This is a genomic window from Rhodococcus sp. IEGM 1241 (assembly GCF_033142365.1).
Classification (GTDB): domain Bacteria; phylum Actinomycetota; class Actinomycetes; order Mycobacteriales; family Mycobacteriaceae; genus Rhodococcus_F; species Rhodococcus_F erythropolis.
Genome location: NZ_JAWLSE010000005.1, coordinates 520618 through 534181 on the forward strand (window position 1 = coordinate 520618; position 13564 = coordinate 534181).

General features: G+C 62.8%; 13 protein-coding genes. 3 read left to right on the forward strand and 10 right to left on the reverse strand.

From position 1 onward, the window contains the following. Window positions 1–12: 12 nt before the first annotated feature. From R4P70_RS23630 to pafA, 3 genes are all read right to left on the reverse strand, one after another. Window positions 13–990, reverse strand: a complete 978-nt coding sequence (locus R4P70_RS23630; protein ID WP_021344321.1) for a helix-turn-helix transcriptional regulator — start codon at window positions 988–990, stop codon at window positions 13–15. Next, on the reverse strand, window positions 990–2003 hold the full coding sequence (locus R4P70_RS23635) for a helix-turn-helix transcriptional regulator (protein ID WP_019748512.1): 1014 nt from the start codon (window positions 2001–2003) through the stop codon (window positions 990–992). Before R4P70_RS23635 ends, R4P70_RS23630 begins: the two co-directional genes overlap by 1 nt. A 110-nt stretch (window positions 2004–2113) precedes the next feature. Next, on the reverse strand, window positions 2114–3472 hold the full coding sequence (pafA, locus tag R4P70_RS23640) for a Pup--protein ligase (protein WP_007729869.1): 1359 nt from the start codon (window positions 3470–3472) through the stop codon (window positions 2114–2116). Between the two features lie 144 nt (window positions 3473–3616). On the opposite strand from pafA, the gene R4P70_RS23645 reads away from it, so the two are divergent. Next, window positions 3617–5035, forward strand: coding sequence for a phosphatase PAP2 family protein (locus tag R4P70_RS23645; protein WP_021344323.1), 1419 nt, complete (start codon window positions 3617–3619; stop codon window positions 5033–5035). Between the two features lie 20 nt (window positions 5036–5055). On the opposite strand, the gene prcA is transcribed toward R4P70_RS23645, so the two are convergent. The 4 genes from prcA to dop form a co-directional block, all read right to left on the reverse strand. Then, window positions 5056–5823, reverse strand: a complete 768-nt coding sequence (gene prcA, locus R4P70_RS23650; protein WP_019748514.1) for a proteasome subunit alpha — start codon at window positions 5821–5823, stop codon at window positions 5056–5058. Beyond that, window positions 5820–6698: a proteasome subunit beta gene (prcB, locus tag R4P70_RS23655; RefSeq protein WP_317832063.1), complete on the reverse strand. Its 879-nt coding sequence runs from the start codon at window positions 6696–6698 to the stop codon at window positions 5820–5822. Before prcB ends, prcA begins: the two co-directional genes overlap by 4 nt. Continuing rightward, on the reverse strand, window positions 6695–6889 hold the full coding sequence (locus tag R4P70_RS23660) for a ubiquitin-like protein Pup (protein ID WP_003944925.1): 195 nt from the start codon (window positions 6887–6889) through the stop codon (window positions 6695–6697). Before R4P70_RS23660 ends, prcB begins: the two co-directional genes overlap by 4 nt. A gap of 147 nt (window positions 6890–7036) precedes the next feature. Then, the gene (dop, locus tag R4P70_RS23665) at window positions 7037–8536 is read right to left on the reverse strand and encodes a depupylase/deamidase Dop (RefSeq protein ID WP_019748516.1); all 1500 of its coding nucleotides are present in this window, start codon (window positions 8534–8536) and stop codon (window positions 7037–7039) included. Between the two features lie 58 nt (window positions 8537–8594). Between dop and R4P70_RS23670 the strand changes: the two genes are divergently transcribed. Continuing rightward, window positions 8595–9152 carry an NUDIX hydrolase gene (locus R4P70_RS23670; RefSeq protein WP_020969670.1) on the forward strand — a complete coding sequence of 186 codons (558 nt, stop codon included), beginning with the start codon at window positions 8595–8597 and terminating at the stop codon, window positions 9150–9152. 66 nt (window positions 9153–9218) lie between these two features. Here R4P70_RS23670 and R4P70_RS23675 read toward each other — a convergent pair whose 3' ends face one another. Together R4P70_RS23675 and arc are read right to left on the reverse strand one after the other, a co-directional pair. Further along, window positions 9219–9896 (reverse strand): TIGR00266 family protein, encoded by a 678-nt coding sequence (locus tag R4P70_RS23675; protein WP_003944961.1) that lies wholly within the window; start codon window positions 9894–9896, stop codon window positions 9219–9221. Between the two features lie 118 nt (window positions 9897–10014). Further along, entirely contained in the window at window positions 10015–11790 is a 1776-nt protein-coding gene (gene arc, locus R4P70_RS23680; RefSeq protein ID WP_003944870.1) for a proteasome ATPase, read from the reverse strand. Between the two features lie 195 nt (window positions 11791–11985). Here arc and R4P70_RS23685 point away from each other — a divergent pair, with 195 nt between their 5' ends. Next, entirely contained in the window at window positions 11986–12510 is a 525-nt protein-coding gene (locus tag R4P70_RS23685; protein ID WP_021344326.1) for a hypothetical protein, read from the forward strand. A 64-nt stretch (window positions 12511–12574) separates the two neighbouring features. Here the strand turns inward: R4P70_RS23685 and R4P70_RS23690 are convergent, their stop codons facing one another. Then, window positions 12575–13498, reverse strand: a complete 924-nt coding sequence (locus R4P70_RS23690) for a tRNA (adenine-N1)-methyltransferase (protein WP_007729892.1) — start codon at window positions 13496–13498, stop codon at window positions 12575–12577. Window positions 13499–13564: the final 66 nt, after the last annotated feature.

Consider the following 13564-nt stretch of genomic DNA (forward strand, 5'->3'; position numbering starts at 1 on the left):
TTTCCCCAACTTTTACGAACCGATTACGTCGTAGGCGTCGAGTGCCGCAACGGCCCGATCATGGACTTCGGAGACCAGTTCCGGCGGATGAAGGACCCGAACTCCCTCACCGAATCCCAACACCAGCCTTGCCATCCATTCGAGTGTTCCGAAACTCATCGTCGCCTCGACCGACCCGTCGTCGTTCACGTGCTCGACGTCCATCGGGTAGTAGTCGAGCATCCACACCCACTCTTTGGTGATGAACAACCGTGCTTCCGGAAGGGAACCGTCGCCGCTGAACAACTCGAGATTCGAATCTTCCTCGAGGGCCTGCGGCGGCGGGTCGGCGGGCTCGTCGAGTTGGACGGCGGCATCGATCCGATCGAATCGGAACAACCGCACACCCTCGGCCTGACGGCACCAGGCCTGGAGGTAGCTGTAGTTGTCGACCAACACGATACGAACGGGATCGACGATGCGCTCGGAGACCGCGTCACGCGAGGCCGAATAATACGTCAATCGCAGGGCGGTCTTGTCTGCGAGCGCGGCTCTGACCGTCGCGGCGATCGGGTCTTCGGCGATGTCCGGCGCCGGCGATGTATCCCGGTCCTGACCGATAGCTCGTGCCGCGGCCGAGCCTGCTGCGTCCTCGATCTTCGCGATAGCGCGCTGGGCCGACGACGGATCGACCATGCCCGGCATTTCCACCAACGACCGAAGGGCGATCAGCAATGCCGTCGCTTCGGTAGAGGTGAGGCGCAGCGGGCGATCGATCCCGGCCGAGAACGTGACCTCGATACTTTCCTCGGAGAAGGACAGGTCGATGAGATCGCCGGGACCGTACCCGGGCAGTCCGCACACCCACAGCTGATTCAGATCGGTCATCAGTTGAGTCGTGCTGACGCCGAGTTCCTCGGCCGCCTCGGCGGGACTGATGCCCGGATTCGCGATGAAGTACGGCACGAGGTTGAGCAGCCGTGCCAACCGCGATGACAGTCGATTGCTCATCAGTTGTCCCCCTGTCCGTCATTGCTGGTGGCCGGGCTCGCCGCGGCGGCGCGAAGCTTCGCGACGACCTCAGCACGCAAATCCGGTGGGTCCAACACCAGTGCATCCAAACCGTGACCGGCGATCAACCGAGCGGTCCATTCCCAGGATCGGACGGGAATGGCCAGCACGCTGCCATCACGATCGGTCAGCCGCCGATCGGACGACGACGTCGCAAGCCGCCGAAGCTCATGTGCGCGGCCGTCTGCGACCCAGACCGTGGCGGTTCCGGTGACGACTCCCGATCCGGTCACGCGGTCGACGACCTCGCGAAGATCAACACCTTCGGGTTTGTGAACCGAACCGGCCGGGCCGAACTCCCTGACATCGTCACCGATCCGGGAGAGCCGGAAGGTCCTCACCGCATCACGGTCGACGTCGTGCCCGACCAGATACCACTTGCCGTTGTGCGTGACGACGCCCCACGGCTCGACGGTGCGCTCGGTGAACGGTTCGTTCAATGCGCCGCGGTGCTGAAAATGAACTGCTCGGCCGGCGTCGACGGCTGCAAGCAGCTTGCCGAGCGCGGGCTCCGAACCCCGGGTGCGCGCGGGAATCGCCGTGACCGGCGCGGCACTGACTTCTGAGTCGACCTGGACGCCGGCCGCTCGGAGTTTGAGTAGTGCACTCTGGGCTGCCGAAATCAGTTCCGGCGACTCCCACAACTGCACGGCGACAGCAACCGCAGCAGATTCCTCGCTGGTGAGGTCAACGTCCGGAAGCTCATAGGCATTGCGATTGATCCGATAACCCTCGACCGTCGAGAACCGTCCTGCCAGACCGGTTTCCAACGGGACACCCAGGTCACGAAGTTCGTTCTTGTCGCGTTCGAACATGCGACTGAACGCTTCGTAGTTCGCGGAATCGTTGTACCCGGCCACACTGTCGCGGATTTTCTCCGCCGTGAGGAACTGTCTGGTGGACAGCAATGCGATCACCAGGTTCATCAACCGCTCGATTTTTGATGTCGCCACGCCGAAATCCTAGTGGCTATCCGATAACCGAACGCGCGCCGGACACTTTCGTGCCCGGCGCGTCGCCGCAAAACAGACCTGCCGTGTTGTAAATCGTGAAAATGAGTGACCTACATCGAAGCGATCAAACGCTCGACACGCTCGTCGACGGAACGGAACGGATCCTTGCACAGCACCGTTCTCTGCGCCTGGTCGTTGAGCTTGAGGTGAACCCAGTCGACCGTGAAGTCCCTGCCTGCGGCCTGGGCTGCAGTGATGAAGTCGCCTCGCAATTTGGCGCGCGTGGTCTGCGGCGGATTCTCGACGGCATCGTCGATCGTCTCGTCCTCGGTGACCCGCTTGACCAAGCCCTTGCGCTGCAGCACGTCGAAGACTCCCCGGCCGCGTTTGATGTCGTGGTACGCCAAGTCGAGCTGCGCGATCTTGGGATCGGACAGGTCGAATCCGTGACGGTCCTGGTAGCGCTGGAACAGCTTGCGCTTGATGACCCAGTCGATTTCCGTGTCGACCTTCGCGAAATCCTGAGCTTCGACGGCATCGAGGGTGCGACCCCACAGGTCGACTACCTGCTCGACCTGCGGGTCCGGTTCGCGGTTACGCAGGTGTTCGACTGCCTTGGCGTGGTATTCGCGTTGAATATCGAGGGCACTGGCCTGACGACCACCAGCTAGACGGACAGGCTTTTTACCCGTCACGTCGTGACTCACCTCGCGGATGGCACGAATCGGGTTGTCCAAAGCGAAATCGCGGAACGAAACCCCGGCTTCGATCATCTCGAGCACGAGTGCTGCAGAACCGACCTTGAGCATCGTCGTTGTTTCGGCCATGTTCGAATCGCCGACGATCACGTGCAGTCGGCGGTACTTCTCGGCGTCGGCATGCGGTTCGTCGCGGGTGTTGATGATCGGACGCGAGCGCGTGGTCGCCGACGAGACACCTTCCCAGATGTGTTCCGCACGCTGCGAGAGGCAGAACGTCGCGGCTTTCGGCGTCTGCAGCACCTTGCCGGCGCCGCAGATCAACTGGCGCGTGACGAGGAACGGCAACAAGACATCCGAAATGCGGGAGAACTCACCGGCGCGCGCGACGAGAAAGTTCTCGTGGCATCCGTACGAGTTTCCGGCCGAGTCGGTGTTGTTCTTGAAGAGGTAGATGTCGCCGCCGATCCCCTCCTCGGCGAGTCTCGCCTCGGCGTCGATCAGCAGTTCTTCGAGCACTCGCTCACCGGCACGGTCGTGATTGACCAACTGGATGAGGCTGTCGCACTCTGCGGTCGCGTACTCCGGGTGCGAACCCACATCCAGGTACAAGCGGGCTCCGTTACGGAGGAAGACATTGGAGCTGCGACCCCACGACACGACACGACGGAAGAGGTAACGAGCAACCTCGTCGGGGCTCAGTCGCCTGTGCCCGTGAAAGGTGCAGGTAACGCCGAATTCCGTCTCGATACCCATGATTCGTCTCTGCACACTTCGACACTACAACCAGAATGCGAGGTTCACCCGTGTACTTCGATCGCGTCGTAAGTCACGACTCGACAACGTCGGGCGGCGGCATAGTGTGACGGTGTGAGCCTTATTCGCCGAAAAGTTGTCCGAAGCGACGTCAAAGTCATGGAAAGCACTGGAGCACTGCGCCCTTCCGTGCTCGACCCGACCATGCGGTTTCTCTCCAGAGCTGCCGATCACGGCGTTTTGTGGATGGTTGTCGCAGCCTTGCTCGCGATGATCGGTGGCCGCCCCAGGAGGGCAGCGGCACGTGGGATGCTCGCGCTGGCAGGTTCGAGCGCGCTGGCCAACGGCATACTCAAGCCCCTCTTCCCCCGCCGGCGCCCACCGGCGCGTGTCTGGCTGAGCCCGAAGCGAGGCGTCGACATTCCGACGTCGTCCTCGTTCCCCTCCGGGCATTCGTCTTCTGCCGCGGCATTCACCGCGGCAGTGGCCATGGAGTCCCCGGCGGCGGGCGCCGCACTCGCGCCACTGGCCGCAGCAGTGGCGTACTCACGCGTTCACAACGGAGTGCACTGGCCGTCCGACGTCTTCGCAGGCCTCGCGGTCGGCGGCGCAATCGCTGCCGGCACACGTCGTTGGTGGGCGGTGCGAGACGAAGAACCCGCCGAACTCGGACCCGAATGTGTGGTTCCCGCGCTCGCGCGCGGAGAAGGCTTGTTGGTCTTCACCAATCCTGGTTCAGGCTCCGAGGACGACGGGATCGTGGAATCGATTCGAGAACTGCTGCCGGAGGCCATCGTCTACGAGTTCGACGCGGACATCGACTTCGACATGCAGATCGATGCCAAGATCCCCGAACTCTCGCCGAAAGCGTTAGGAGTATGCGGCGGCGACGGAACAGTGGTCACGGTCGCGACCGCGGCGACAAAGCACGAGCTACCACTTGCGGTCTTTCCCGGCGGAACGTTGAACCATTTCGCCCGCGACGTCGGGGCGGTGAATGTCGAGGAGACCGCACAGGCAGTCGAGTCCGGTCAGGCGGCATTTGTCGACCACGCGGTGGTGCGCACGGATTCCGGAGTGACTGCACGGTTTCTCAACACAGCCAGCCTGGGCGGATACCCGGACGCTGTGCGTCTGAGGGAAAAGTGGGAACCGCGTTTCGGTAAGTGGCCGGCCGCTGGTGCTGCAATGATCCGGGTTCTCGCAGCGGCAGAGCCGATGACTGTCACCATCGACGGGAAGCGGACCACCATCTGGATGCTTTTCGTCGGAAACGGGCGATACTCCCCCGCTGATCAGGTGCCGATGTCGCGTCCGGAGATGAACCGTGGACTGCTCGACGTCCGCTACTTGCGCGCGGACAAGAAGTTCTCGCGTTCACGCCTGCTGTTTGCTGCTGCCACAGGAACATTGGGCAGCTCGCGGGTCTACGTTCGCGAACTCGTGTCCTCGATGTCGGTTCGAGTGGCCGATTCACCGGTAGCCATCGCCACCGACGGTGAAGTGGTGGCAGACGCGCGCCGGTTCGATTTCGACACCGAACCGGGCGCGGTGGCCGTCTACAGAATCACGCAGTAACTCCCAGACCGACGCAGCAACTACGAGGGTGCGTCGCCGTTTGCCGGCGGCGCGTCCTCAGTTGCTGCCGGAGTTGGAAGCATCTCTTCCAATGCCGAACCAGCGATTCTTTTGAACGCACGGCGTGGACGGTTGCTGTCGAGAACGGCAACCTCGAGTGCACTCACATCGAGTGTTCGCGGTTCCGCCTCAGTGGTTCCGGCCGGCGCCGGACCGCCCTTTTGAAGCGCCCCAACCGCGAGCCGCACCGCGGATTCGAGGTCGAGGTCTCGCTGGTAGGACTCGCGCATCGCCGTCACGATCGGTTCGGTCGTACCGCCCATGACCACGAATTCCTGCTCGTCCGCGATGGAACCGTCGTACGTGATCCGGTAGAGCTGAGCCGGCGTACTACTCCCGAAACGGCCGATCTCGGCAACGCAGATCTCGACCTCGTACGGCTTGGGCTGCTCGGTGAAGATCGTTCCCAAGGTCTGTGCGTACGCATTGGCGAGGGAACGCCCCGTGACGTCCCGACGGTCGTACGAGTACCCACGCATGTCGGCGTGGACGATGCCCGCGCGGCGCAGATTCTCGAACTCGTTGTACTTGCCCACTGCCGCAAATCCGAGACGGTCGTACAGTTCACTGACCTTGTGCAGCGCCCTCGACGGGTTCTCGGCGACAAAGAGCACTCCGTCGCGGTAGGTGAGAACGACGACGCTGCGTCCGCGGGCAATTCCCTTGCGCGCCAATTCCGAACGATCGCGCATGATCTGTTCGGCTGATGCGTAGTACGGCATCGTCATAGCGCAGACTCCCCTTCCGGACTCGCTGTCGCAGTACGAGCCGCGACGATCTCCCTTGCGATCTCGGCAGCCTTGGCCGTCGACAACTCCACGGCACCGGCCGAGGTGATGGTGACCGCTGTCGGATAGATCCCGCGTGTCAGATCAGGACCACCGGTAGCCGAATCGTCATCTGCCGCGTCGTACAGCGCCTCGACCGCGAACCGAAGCGCGGTGTCCTCGTCGATTCCCGGGGAATACAGCTTCTTGAGCGCCGATTTCGCGAACAGGGAACCGGATCCGACTGCGTGATAGCCCGCGCGCTCCTCGTATCGCCCACCGACGACGTCGTAGGAGACGATGCGACCTGCCCTCGACGGATCGACCGCGTCCAGGTCGTAACCCACGAGCAATGGCACGACCGCCAAACCTTGCATCGCTGCTCCGAGATTTCCTCGAACCATCGACGAAAGTCGATTAGCCTTGCCGTCGAACGTGAGTGGGACGCCTTCGATCTTCTCGTAATGTTCGAGCTCGACCGCGAAGAGCCGGACCAGTTCGATTGCGACCCCGGCCGTACCGGCGATACCCGCAGCCGAGTAGTCGTCCGTGACGTACACCTTCTGCACGTCACGGCTGGCGATGAGGTTGCCCATCGTCGCTCGGCGATCACCCGCGAGCAGAACTCCACCCGCATAGCTGATCGCGACGATGGTGGTGCCGTGCGGAGCTACGTCTCCCCCGCCCATGACAACACCTCCTGTGTCGGCGAAGCGGTTCTGCGGAAGATGCTCCGGTGCATGCACCCGAAGGTATTCCGAGAATGACGACAGATTCGAGCCGAAGCTCAACCGTGTGTCCCCGTCGGTGATCCGGGGCGCGCGATCCACCGTCACTGGCCGCCCTTCTGGACATAGGCACGGACGAAGTCCTCGGCGTTCTCTTCCAACACGTCGTCGATCTCGTCGAGCAGGTCGTCGGTTTCTGCAGCGAGCTTCTCACGACGCTCCTGGCCGGCACTGCCGTCGCCACCAGTGGTTTCGTCGTCTTCGCCGCCACCGGCACGCTGCGTCTGTTCTTGAGCCATCGCCGTCGACCTCCTTGTGTGAAGGGAGCTCTCGCGAGCATCCTGTTCGGCCCAGCAGAGTCGGTAACTGATCCCGCTCGGACCTTCACCCTACCGAGCGGCACCGTCAGGTGTGGAGAGACGCGACGGCGAGCCGCATCGGCTGTTTCAGTGAGTGAGCTGATCAACCAGTTCCGCGGCGCTGTCAACGGAGTCGAGCAACGCTCCGACGTGCGCTTTGGTACCTCGAAGCGGCTCTAGGGTGGGGATGCGGATCAACGACTCGCCGCCGAGATCGAAGATGACCGAATCCCAGCTCGCGGCCGCGATATCGGCCCCGAATCGGCGTAAGCACTCGCCACGGAAGTATGCGCGAGTGTCGGTGGGAGGGTTCGTGACCGCGTCGAGAACCTGCTGTTCGGTGACAAGCCGCTCCATGGAGCCGCGAGCAACCAGACGGTTGTAGAGGCCCTTGTCGAGTCGCACGTCGGAGTACTGCAGATCCACCAGATGCAATCGCGGAGCCGACCACGCGAGTCCCTCACGATTGCGGAAACCTTCGAGCAGACGCAGTTTGGCCGGCCAGTCGAGGATGTTCGCGCACTCCATGGGATCGCGCTCGAGGAGATCGAGAACCATCGCCCACTTGGCGACGATATCGTCCGCTCGCGGATCACGATCCGCCTCGCGATCGAGGAACTTCGAGACCCGTTCGAGGTAAATACGTTGCAGCGCAAGCCCCGTCAGTTCACGACCGTCGGCCAGCGCAACGGTCTTGCGAAGAGTGGGGTCGTGGCTGATGTGGTGGACGGCGGTGACCGGACGTGCCAGTTGCAGATCGGTGAGGTCGACGCCCGCCTCGATCAGGTCGAGTACCAGCGCGGTTGTTCCCACCTTGAGGTAGGTCGACATCTCCGCGAGGTTCGCGTCACCGATGATGACGTGCAGCCGGCGGTACTTGTCCGCATCCGCGTGCGGTTCGTCGCGGGTGTTGATGATTCCGCGCTTGAGCGTGGTCTCGAGGCCTACTTCGACCTCGATGTAGTCGGATCGCTGCGAAAGCTGGAATCCGGCCTCGTCGCCGGACTGACCGAGACCCACACGACCGGAACCGCAGATCACCTGCCGAGACGCGAAGAACGGCGTCAAGCCGGTCACGATCGAGGCGAACGGGGTGTCACGCGAGCAGAGATAGTTCTCGTGCGTGCCGTACGACGCACCCTTGCCGTCGACGTTGTTCTTGTACAACTGCAACCGTGGGGCACCCGGCACGCTGGAGGCGTGCCGCGCAGCTGCCTCCATCACTCGTTCGCCGGCCTTGTCCCAGATCACGGCATCGAGCGGGTCGGCGACCTCGGGGGCCGAATACTCCGGATGGGCGTGGTCGACGTACAACCGTGCCCCGTTGGTGAGAATCATGTTCGCGGCGCCGATCTCGTCAGCGTCGATCACCGGAGCGGGACCGCTCATTCGCCCCAGATCGAAGCCTCGGGCATCTCGCAGCGGAGATTCGACCTCGTAATCCCAGCGTGTGCGCTTGGCCCGTGGCACGCCCGCTGCGGCGGCGTAGGCAAGCACCGCCTGGGTTGAAGTGAGAATCGGATTCGCCGACGGCTCACTGGGTGAAGATATTCCGTATTCGACCTCGACACCGATGATCCGCTGCATGACACAAGAGCCTATGTGATTGCGGCGCGGCACCCACAGGCGTGGCACAGTTGGAGGAATGCACCAACCTCTCACCGCAGACCTGAATCCCGCGGACGAGGTAGTCGCCGTGTACGACCGGACGGGTAATCCGATCGGCCGAGCACCACGTTCCGTCGTCTACTCGGGTGGGCTCTGGCACGCGAGTGCGGGCGTCCTGGTTCGCACCGGGGACGGCTCCCGCATCTACGTCCATCGCCGAACCGACACGAAAGCGGTGTTCGGGGGCTATCACGACTGTCTTGCCGGAGGTGTCGTTGATCCAGGTGAGACGCCGCAGGAAACCGCGATCCGTGAAGTCGGTGAAGAACTCGGAATCTTCGGAACAGCAGATCAGCCACTCCAACTGACGGAGATCGCTCGAATCTCCTGGGACGGCGAGTGGAACAACTCTCCGTTGCGCTGTCACCTGTTTGCGTTCGAACTCAGATACGACGGGCCGATGGCACATCAACCCAGCGAGATCGCCGAAGGTTGGTGGTGGACGCCGAAAGAACTCGGCGCCCACCTGCAGGACCCGTCGTGGCCGTTCGTTCCGGACTCACGCGCGCTGCTGGCCGACTATTGCTGGAGCTGAACACCGCTGGAGTTGAACACCGCTGGAGTTGAACACCGCTGGAGTTGAACACCGCTGCGACCGTGATCAGCCCGGGGTGATCGCCGAGAGCCAAGCAGCAAACGCGCTGGGGTTGCGGGTCTGCGCGAGAACGCGTCCCGGGCCGGTGAAGTCGAAGACAAATCCTTCACCGGACTTCATCGACTGAATGGTGCGCCCCTGAACGGCGCGCCGCATGTTGAAGTTCATCCCGAGGTCGTAGGCGACCACGTGACCGGTATCGATCGTGACCGTCTCGCCTGGCTGCAAGTCGATGACGTCGATCGCGCCGTAGACGGCCAGCACTACTTCACCGTCGCCACTTGCCCGCAGACCGAATCCACCCTCACCGCCGAAGAGGTTGGACATGCCTCCCCACTTGGACTCGACGGTCACGCCGTAGGAGTTGGCCAACCAGGTTCCACGGTTGAGGAAGAACGGGCGATCGGACGTGATGGTCAGTGGGATCAGATCGCCGGGAAGCACGCCGGTCACGTCGACCCAACCACCTTGCGGCGGAGCGGTATACGTCGTGACGAAAAACGACTCCCCACTGAGCATCGACCGCTTGAGTCCCTGCAGGACGCCGCCCTGCGCCTTCGCTTCGAGAACTACGCCGGCGGAATGCGCGAGCATTGCCCCGCTCTCCACGCGCAGCGGTTCGCCGGGCGCGAGGTAGCAGCGAGCGACAGTGGACGACGGATTGTGTCGAAGATGTATCTGCACGGCGGGACTCTAAACCAGCACGACCGACCGGTCCAATCGCAACGGAGGGAACGGCAGCGACGCACAGATCGGGCCGACGACTCCCGAGGAGTGGCCGGCCCGATCGGTGTTGGTTTCGCTACAGGTACTGGCCCGTGTTCGACTCTGTGTCGATCGCGCGGCTGGCACTGGCGTTCTTACCGGTGACGAGAGTGCGGATGTAGACGATCCGCTCACCCTTCTTGCCCGAAATACGTGCCCAGTCATCAGGATTGGTGGTGTTGGGCAGATCCTCGTTCTCGGCGAACTCGTCGACGATGGAATCGAAGAGGTGCTGCACACGCAAGCCAGGAGCACCGGTGTCGAGTACCGACTTGATCGCGTACTTCTTGGCGCGGTCGACGATGTTCTGGATCATCGCACCCGAGTTGAAGTCCTTGAAGAACAGAACTTCCTTGTCGCCGTTGGCGTAGGTGACCTCGAGGAAACGATTCTCTTCGCTCTCCGCGTACATGCGATCGACGACGCGAACGATCATCGCCTTCAAGCATGCGGTGCGATCGCCACCGAACTCGGCGAGGTCGTCCGCATTGATCGGCAGACCGTCCACCAGGTACTTCGAGAAGATGTCCTGAGCGGATTCCGCGTCGGGGCGCTCGATCTTGATCTTCACGTCCAGTCGGCCCGGACGCAGGATGGCCGGGTCGATCATGTCCTCACGGTTGGAAGCGCCGATGACGATGACGTTCTCGAGCCCTTCCACACCGTCGATCTCGCTGAGCAGCTGCGGGACGACCGTTGTCTCCACGTCGGAAGAGACTCCCGAACCACGGGTACGGAAGATCGAGTCCATCTCGTCGAAGAAGACGATCACCGGCGTCCCCTCGGACGCCTTCTCACGAGCACGCTGGAAGATCATCCGGATGTGACGCTCGGTTTCGCCGACGAACTTGTTCAGAAGTTCCGGGCCCTTGATGTTCAGGAAGTAGGACTTGGCGTCCTTGCTGTCCTGACCGCGAGCTTCGGCGATCTTCTTGGCCAACGAGTTGGCGACGGCCTTGGCGATGAGCGTCTTACCGCAACCCGGCGGACCGTAGAGCAGTACACCCTTCGGCGGCCTCAGCGAGTACTCGTGGAACAAGTCCTTGTGGAGGAACGGGAGTTCGACGGCATCACGGATCTGTTCGATCTGACGCCCGAGACCACCGATGTCGTCGTAGTGAACATCCGGAACTTCCTCGAGAACCAGATCTTCGACCTCGGCCTTCGGGATGCGCTCGAAGGCGTACCCGGCCTTGGTGTCGACGAGCAACGAGTCGCCCGGACGCAGTTTCCTGGTCGGAGAATCGGCGTCGTACGCGATGATGTCGGCTTCGGGGTCGGCGAAGACGGCTGCCAACGGTGCTGCGAGCCAGACGATGCGCTCTTCGTCGGCATGACCGACCACCAGTGCGCGCAAGCCGTCGTCGAGTACCTCACGGAGCGTGCTGATCTCACCGACCTGCTCGTAGGTGCCGGCCTCGACGATGGTGAGTGCCTCGTTGAGGCGCACCGTCTGTCCGAGGGCAAGGGTGTCCGTGTCGATGTTCGGTGAGCACGTCAATCGCATCTTGCGACCCGACGTGAACACGTCGACGGTCTTGTCCTCGTGTACCGAGAGAAGGACTCCGTAACCGCTCGGCGGCTGACCGAGTCTGTCGACTTCTTCACGAAGTGCGATGAGCTGCTGACGGGCCTCCTTGAGGGTGTCCATCAACTTGCTGTTTCGGATGGACAGCGAGTCCACCTTCGACTCCAGCTCACGCACCTGCTCCGGCGATTGTGCAAGTTGTCGGCGCAGTACTTGTGCTTCCACTCGTAGCGCGTGGAGTTCTTCTGCTGCCGCAACCGAATCCGGGTTCTCTGTCGAGCTCATGTGCGTCTCCTCCCAGTGCGATCCATCAACGCTACCGGCATAAGGCCCCAAGTGTCGCCAGACACGGTGCGCGAGTGCGAATTCACACGTGAGTACGGACCGTGCCGACTGGTCTCGAGCCAGGTTTTGGTCATGTTAGCCTTGCCTACAAGATGGAGACAGCGCCTGTCTCTCTTTACAACGAAAGGTAACGCTGTGATCATCCGCAAGACTCTCATCAGCGCTTGTGCCGTCGCTGCCGTCCTGACCATGGGTGCATGCAGCTCGGACGACAACAAGGATTCGACGGCTGCCAGCTCGACTTCGGTCGCCGCCTCGAGCACCACGGCCAAGGCCTCGGCTTCCGCCACGACGCCTGCTGCCGCTGCCGCAACGGCTCCGACGGCCGAGGAGCTCAACGCTTCGCTCGTCGCTCTGATCGATCCGGCCAAGCCGATCGAGGAGAAGACCGCTCTGGTGGTCGACGGAACCAAGCGTCAGGCCAACATCGAGACGATGAGTGCTGCGCTGGGCGGTAACCCGGCCTACGCGATCACGTTCAACGTGGACAACGTCAAGGTCGACGGTCAGACCGCAACCGCAGACGTCGCCGTCGTCAGCCCGCACGGCGCCGCACCCGCCACCCCGTGGACCTGGGAGCTCGAAGACGGCTCCTGGAAGCTGTCCGACACCTCGGCATGCGTGCTCCTGGAAATGGGCCGCGCTTCCTGCACCGCATAACTTCCAGCTACGACAAGAGCGGCGATCCGGAATCCGGATCGCCGCTCTTGTTGATTTCGTATGACTACTTGGCTGCCGTGTTCGAGCCCTTGCCCGCGCGCCGCTGCGGCTTCGGGGTGACCGTTCCTTCGGCCAGACGACGAGCGCTCACGAGGAACGCGGTGTGGCCCTGCATCCGATGCTCGGGACGCACCGCCAATCCGACGACGTGCCAACCGCGCACGATCGATTCCCACGACCGTGGCTCGGTCCAGCATTCCTGCTCACGCATCGCTTCGACGACCTTCGAGAGCTGAGTAACGGTCGCGACGTAGACGATCAACACGCCGCCTGGCACGAGCGCCTTCGAGACGGCGGGCAGGACGTCCCATGGAGCCAGCATGTCGAGTACGACGCGATCGACCTTGCCGCCGTGCGCTTCCGGATCGAACTCCGCCAGATCGGCGATGGTCAGTTCCCAGTTCGGCGGACGTTCACCGAAAAAGGTCTCGACGTTGCGAACCGCGTGTTCGGCATGATCGTCGCGGACCTCGTAGGAGATGACCTTGCCCTCGGGTCCGACGGCACGCAGTAGTGAACACGTCAGTGCGCCGGAGCCGGCTCCGGCTTCGAGCACGCGTGCTCCTGGAAACACGTCGCCTTCGTGGACGATCTGAGCTGCGTCCTTCGGGTAGATGACCTGTGCACCGCGCGGCATGGACAGCACGTAGTCGACCAGTAGCGGGCGCAGGGCGAGGTAGGGCGTGCCGTTGACCGACTTGACGACGCTGCCCTCGTCGGCGCCGATCAAATCGTTGTGAACGATTCCGCCCTTGTGGGTGTGGTACTCGCGGTTCGCCTCGAGAACGATCGTGTAGTGGCGTCCCTTGCCGTCGGTCAGCTGGACTCGGTCGCCGACGCGAAACGGCCCCGACGGCCGCTTGCCCGGCGCAGTGAGATCAGCTTCTGGAAGCTCTTGTTCGGGAATCTCGGCGACAGCGGACTGCACAACCTCATCCACTTCGGTCGTGCCTTCTTCTGGTTGCAGCTCGTTCGCCATGCGCAGATGATCCCT

What these genes read in the sequence shown, in the direction of transcription:
- arc (WP_003944870.1), bottom strand. Translation starts at nt 11,790, where the DNA reads ATGAGCTCGACAGAGAACCCGGATTCGGTTGCGGCAGCAGAAGAACTC.
- R4P70_RS23630 (WP_021344321.1), bottom strand. Translation starts at nt 990, where the DNA reads ATGAGCAATCGACTGTCATCGCGGTTGGCACGGCTGCTCAACCTCGTG.
- R4P70_RS23670 (WP_020969670.1), top strand. Translation starts at nt 8,595, where the DNA reads ATGCACCAACCTCTCACCGCAGACCTGAATCCCGCGGACGAGGTAGTC.
- R4P70_RS23645 (WP_021344323.1), top strand. Translation starts at nt 3,617, where the DNA reads ATGGAAAGCACTGGAGCACTGCGCCCTTCCGTGCTCGACCCGACCATG.
- R4P70_RS23660 (WP_003944925.1), bottom strand. Translation starts at nt 6,889, where the DNA reads ATGGCTCAAGAACAGACGCAGCGTGCCGGTGGCGGCGAAGACGACGAA.
- dop (WP_019748516.1), bottom strand. Translation starts at nt 8,536, where the DNA reads ATGCAGCGGATCATCGGTGTCGAGGTCGAATACGGAATATCTTCACCC.
- prcA (WP_019748514.1), bottom strand. Translation starts at nt 5,823, where the DNA reads ATGACGATGCCGTACTACGCATCAGCCGAACAGATCATGCGCGATCGT.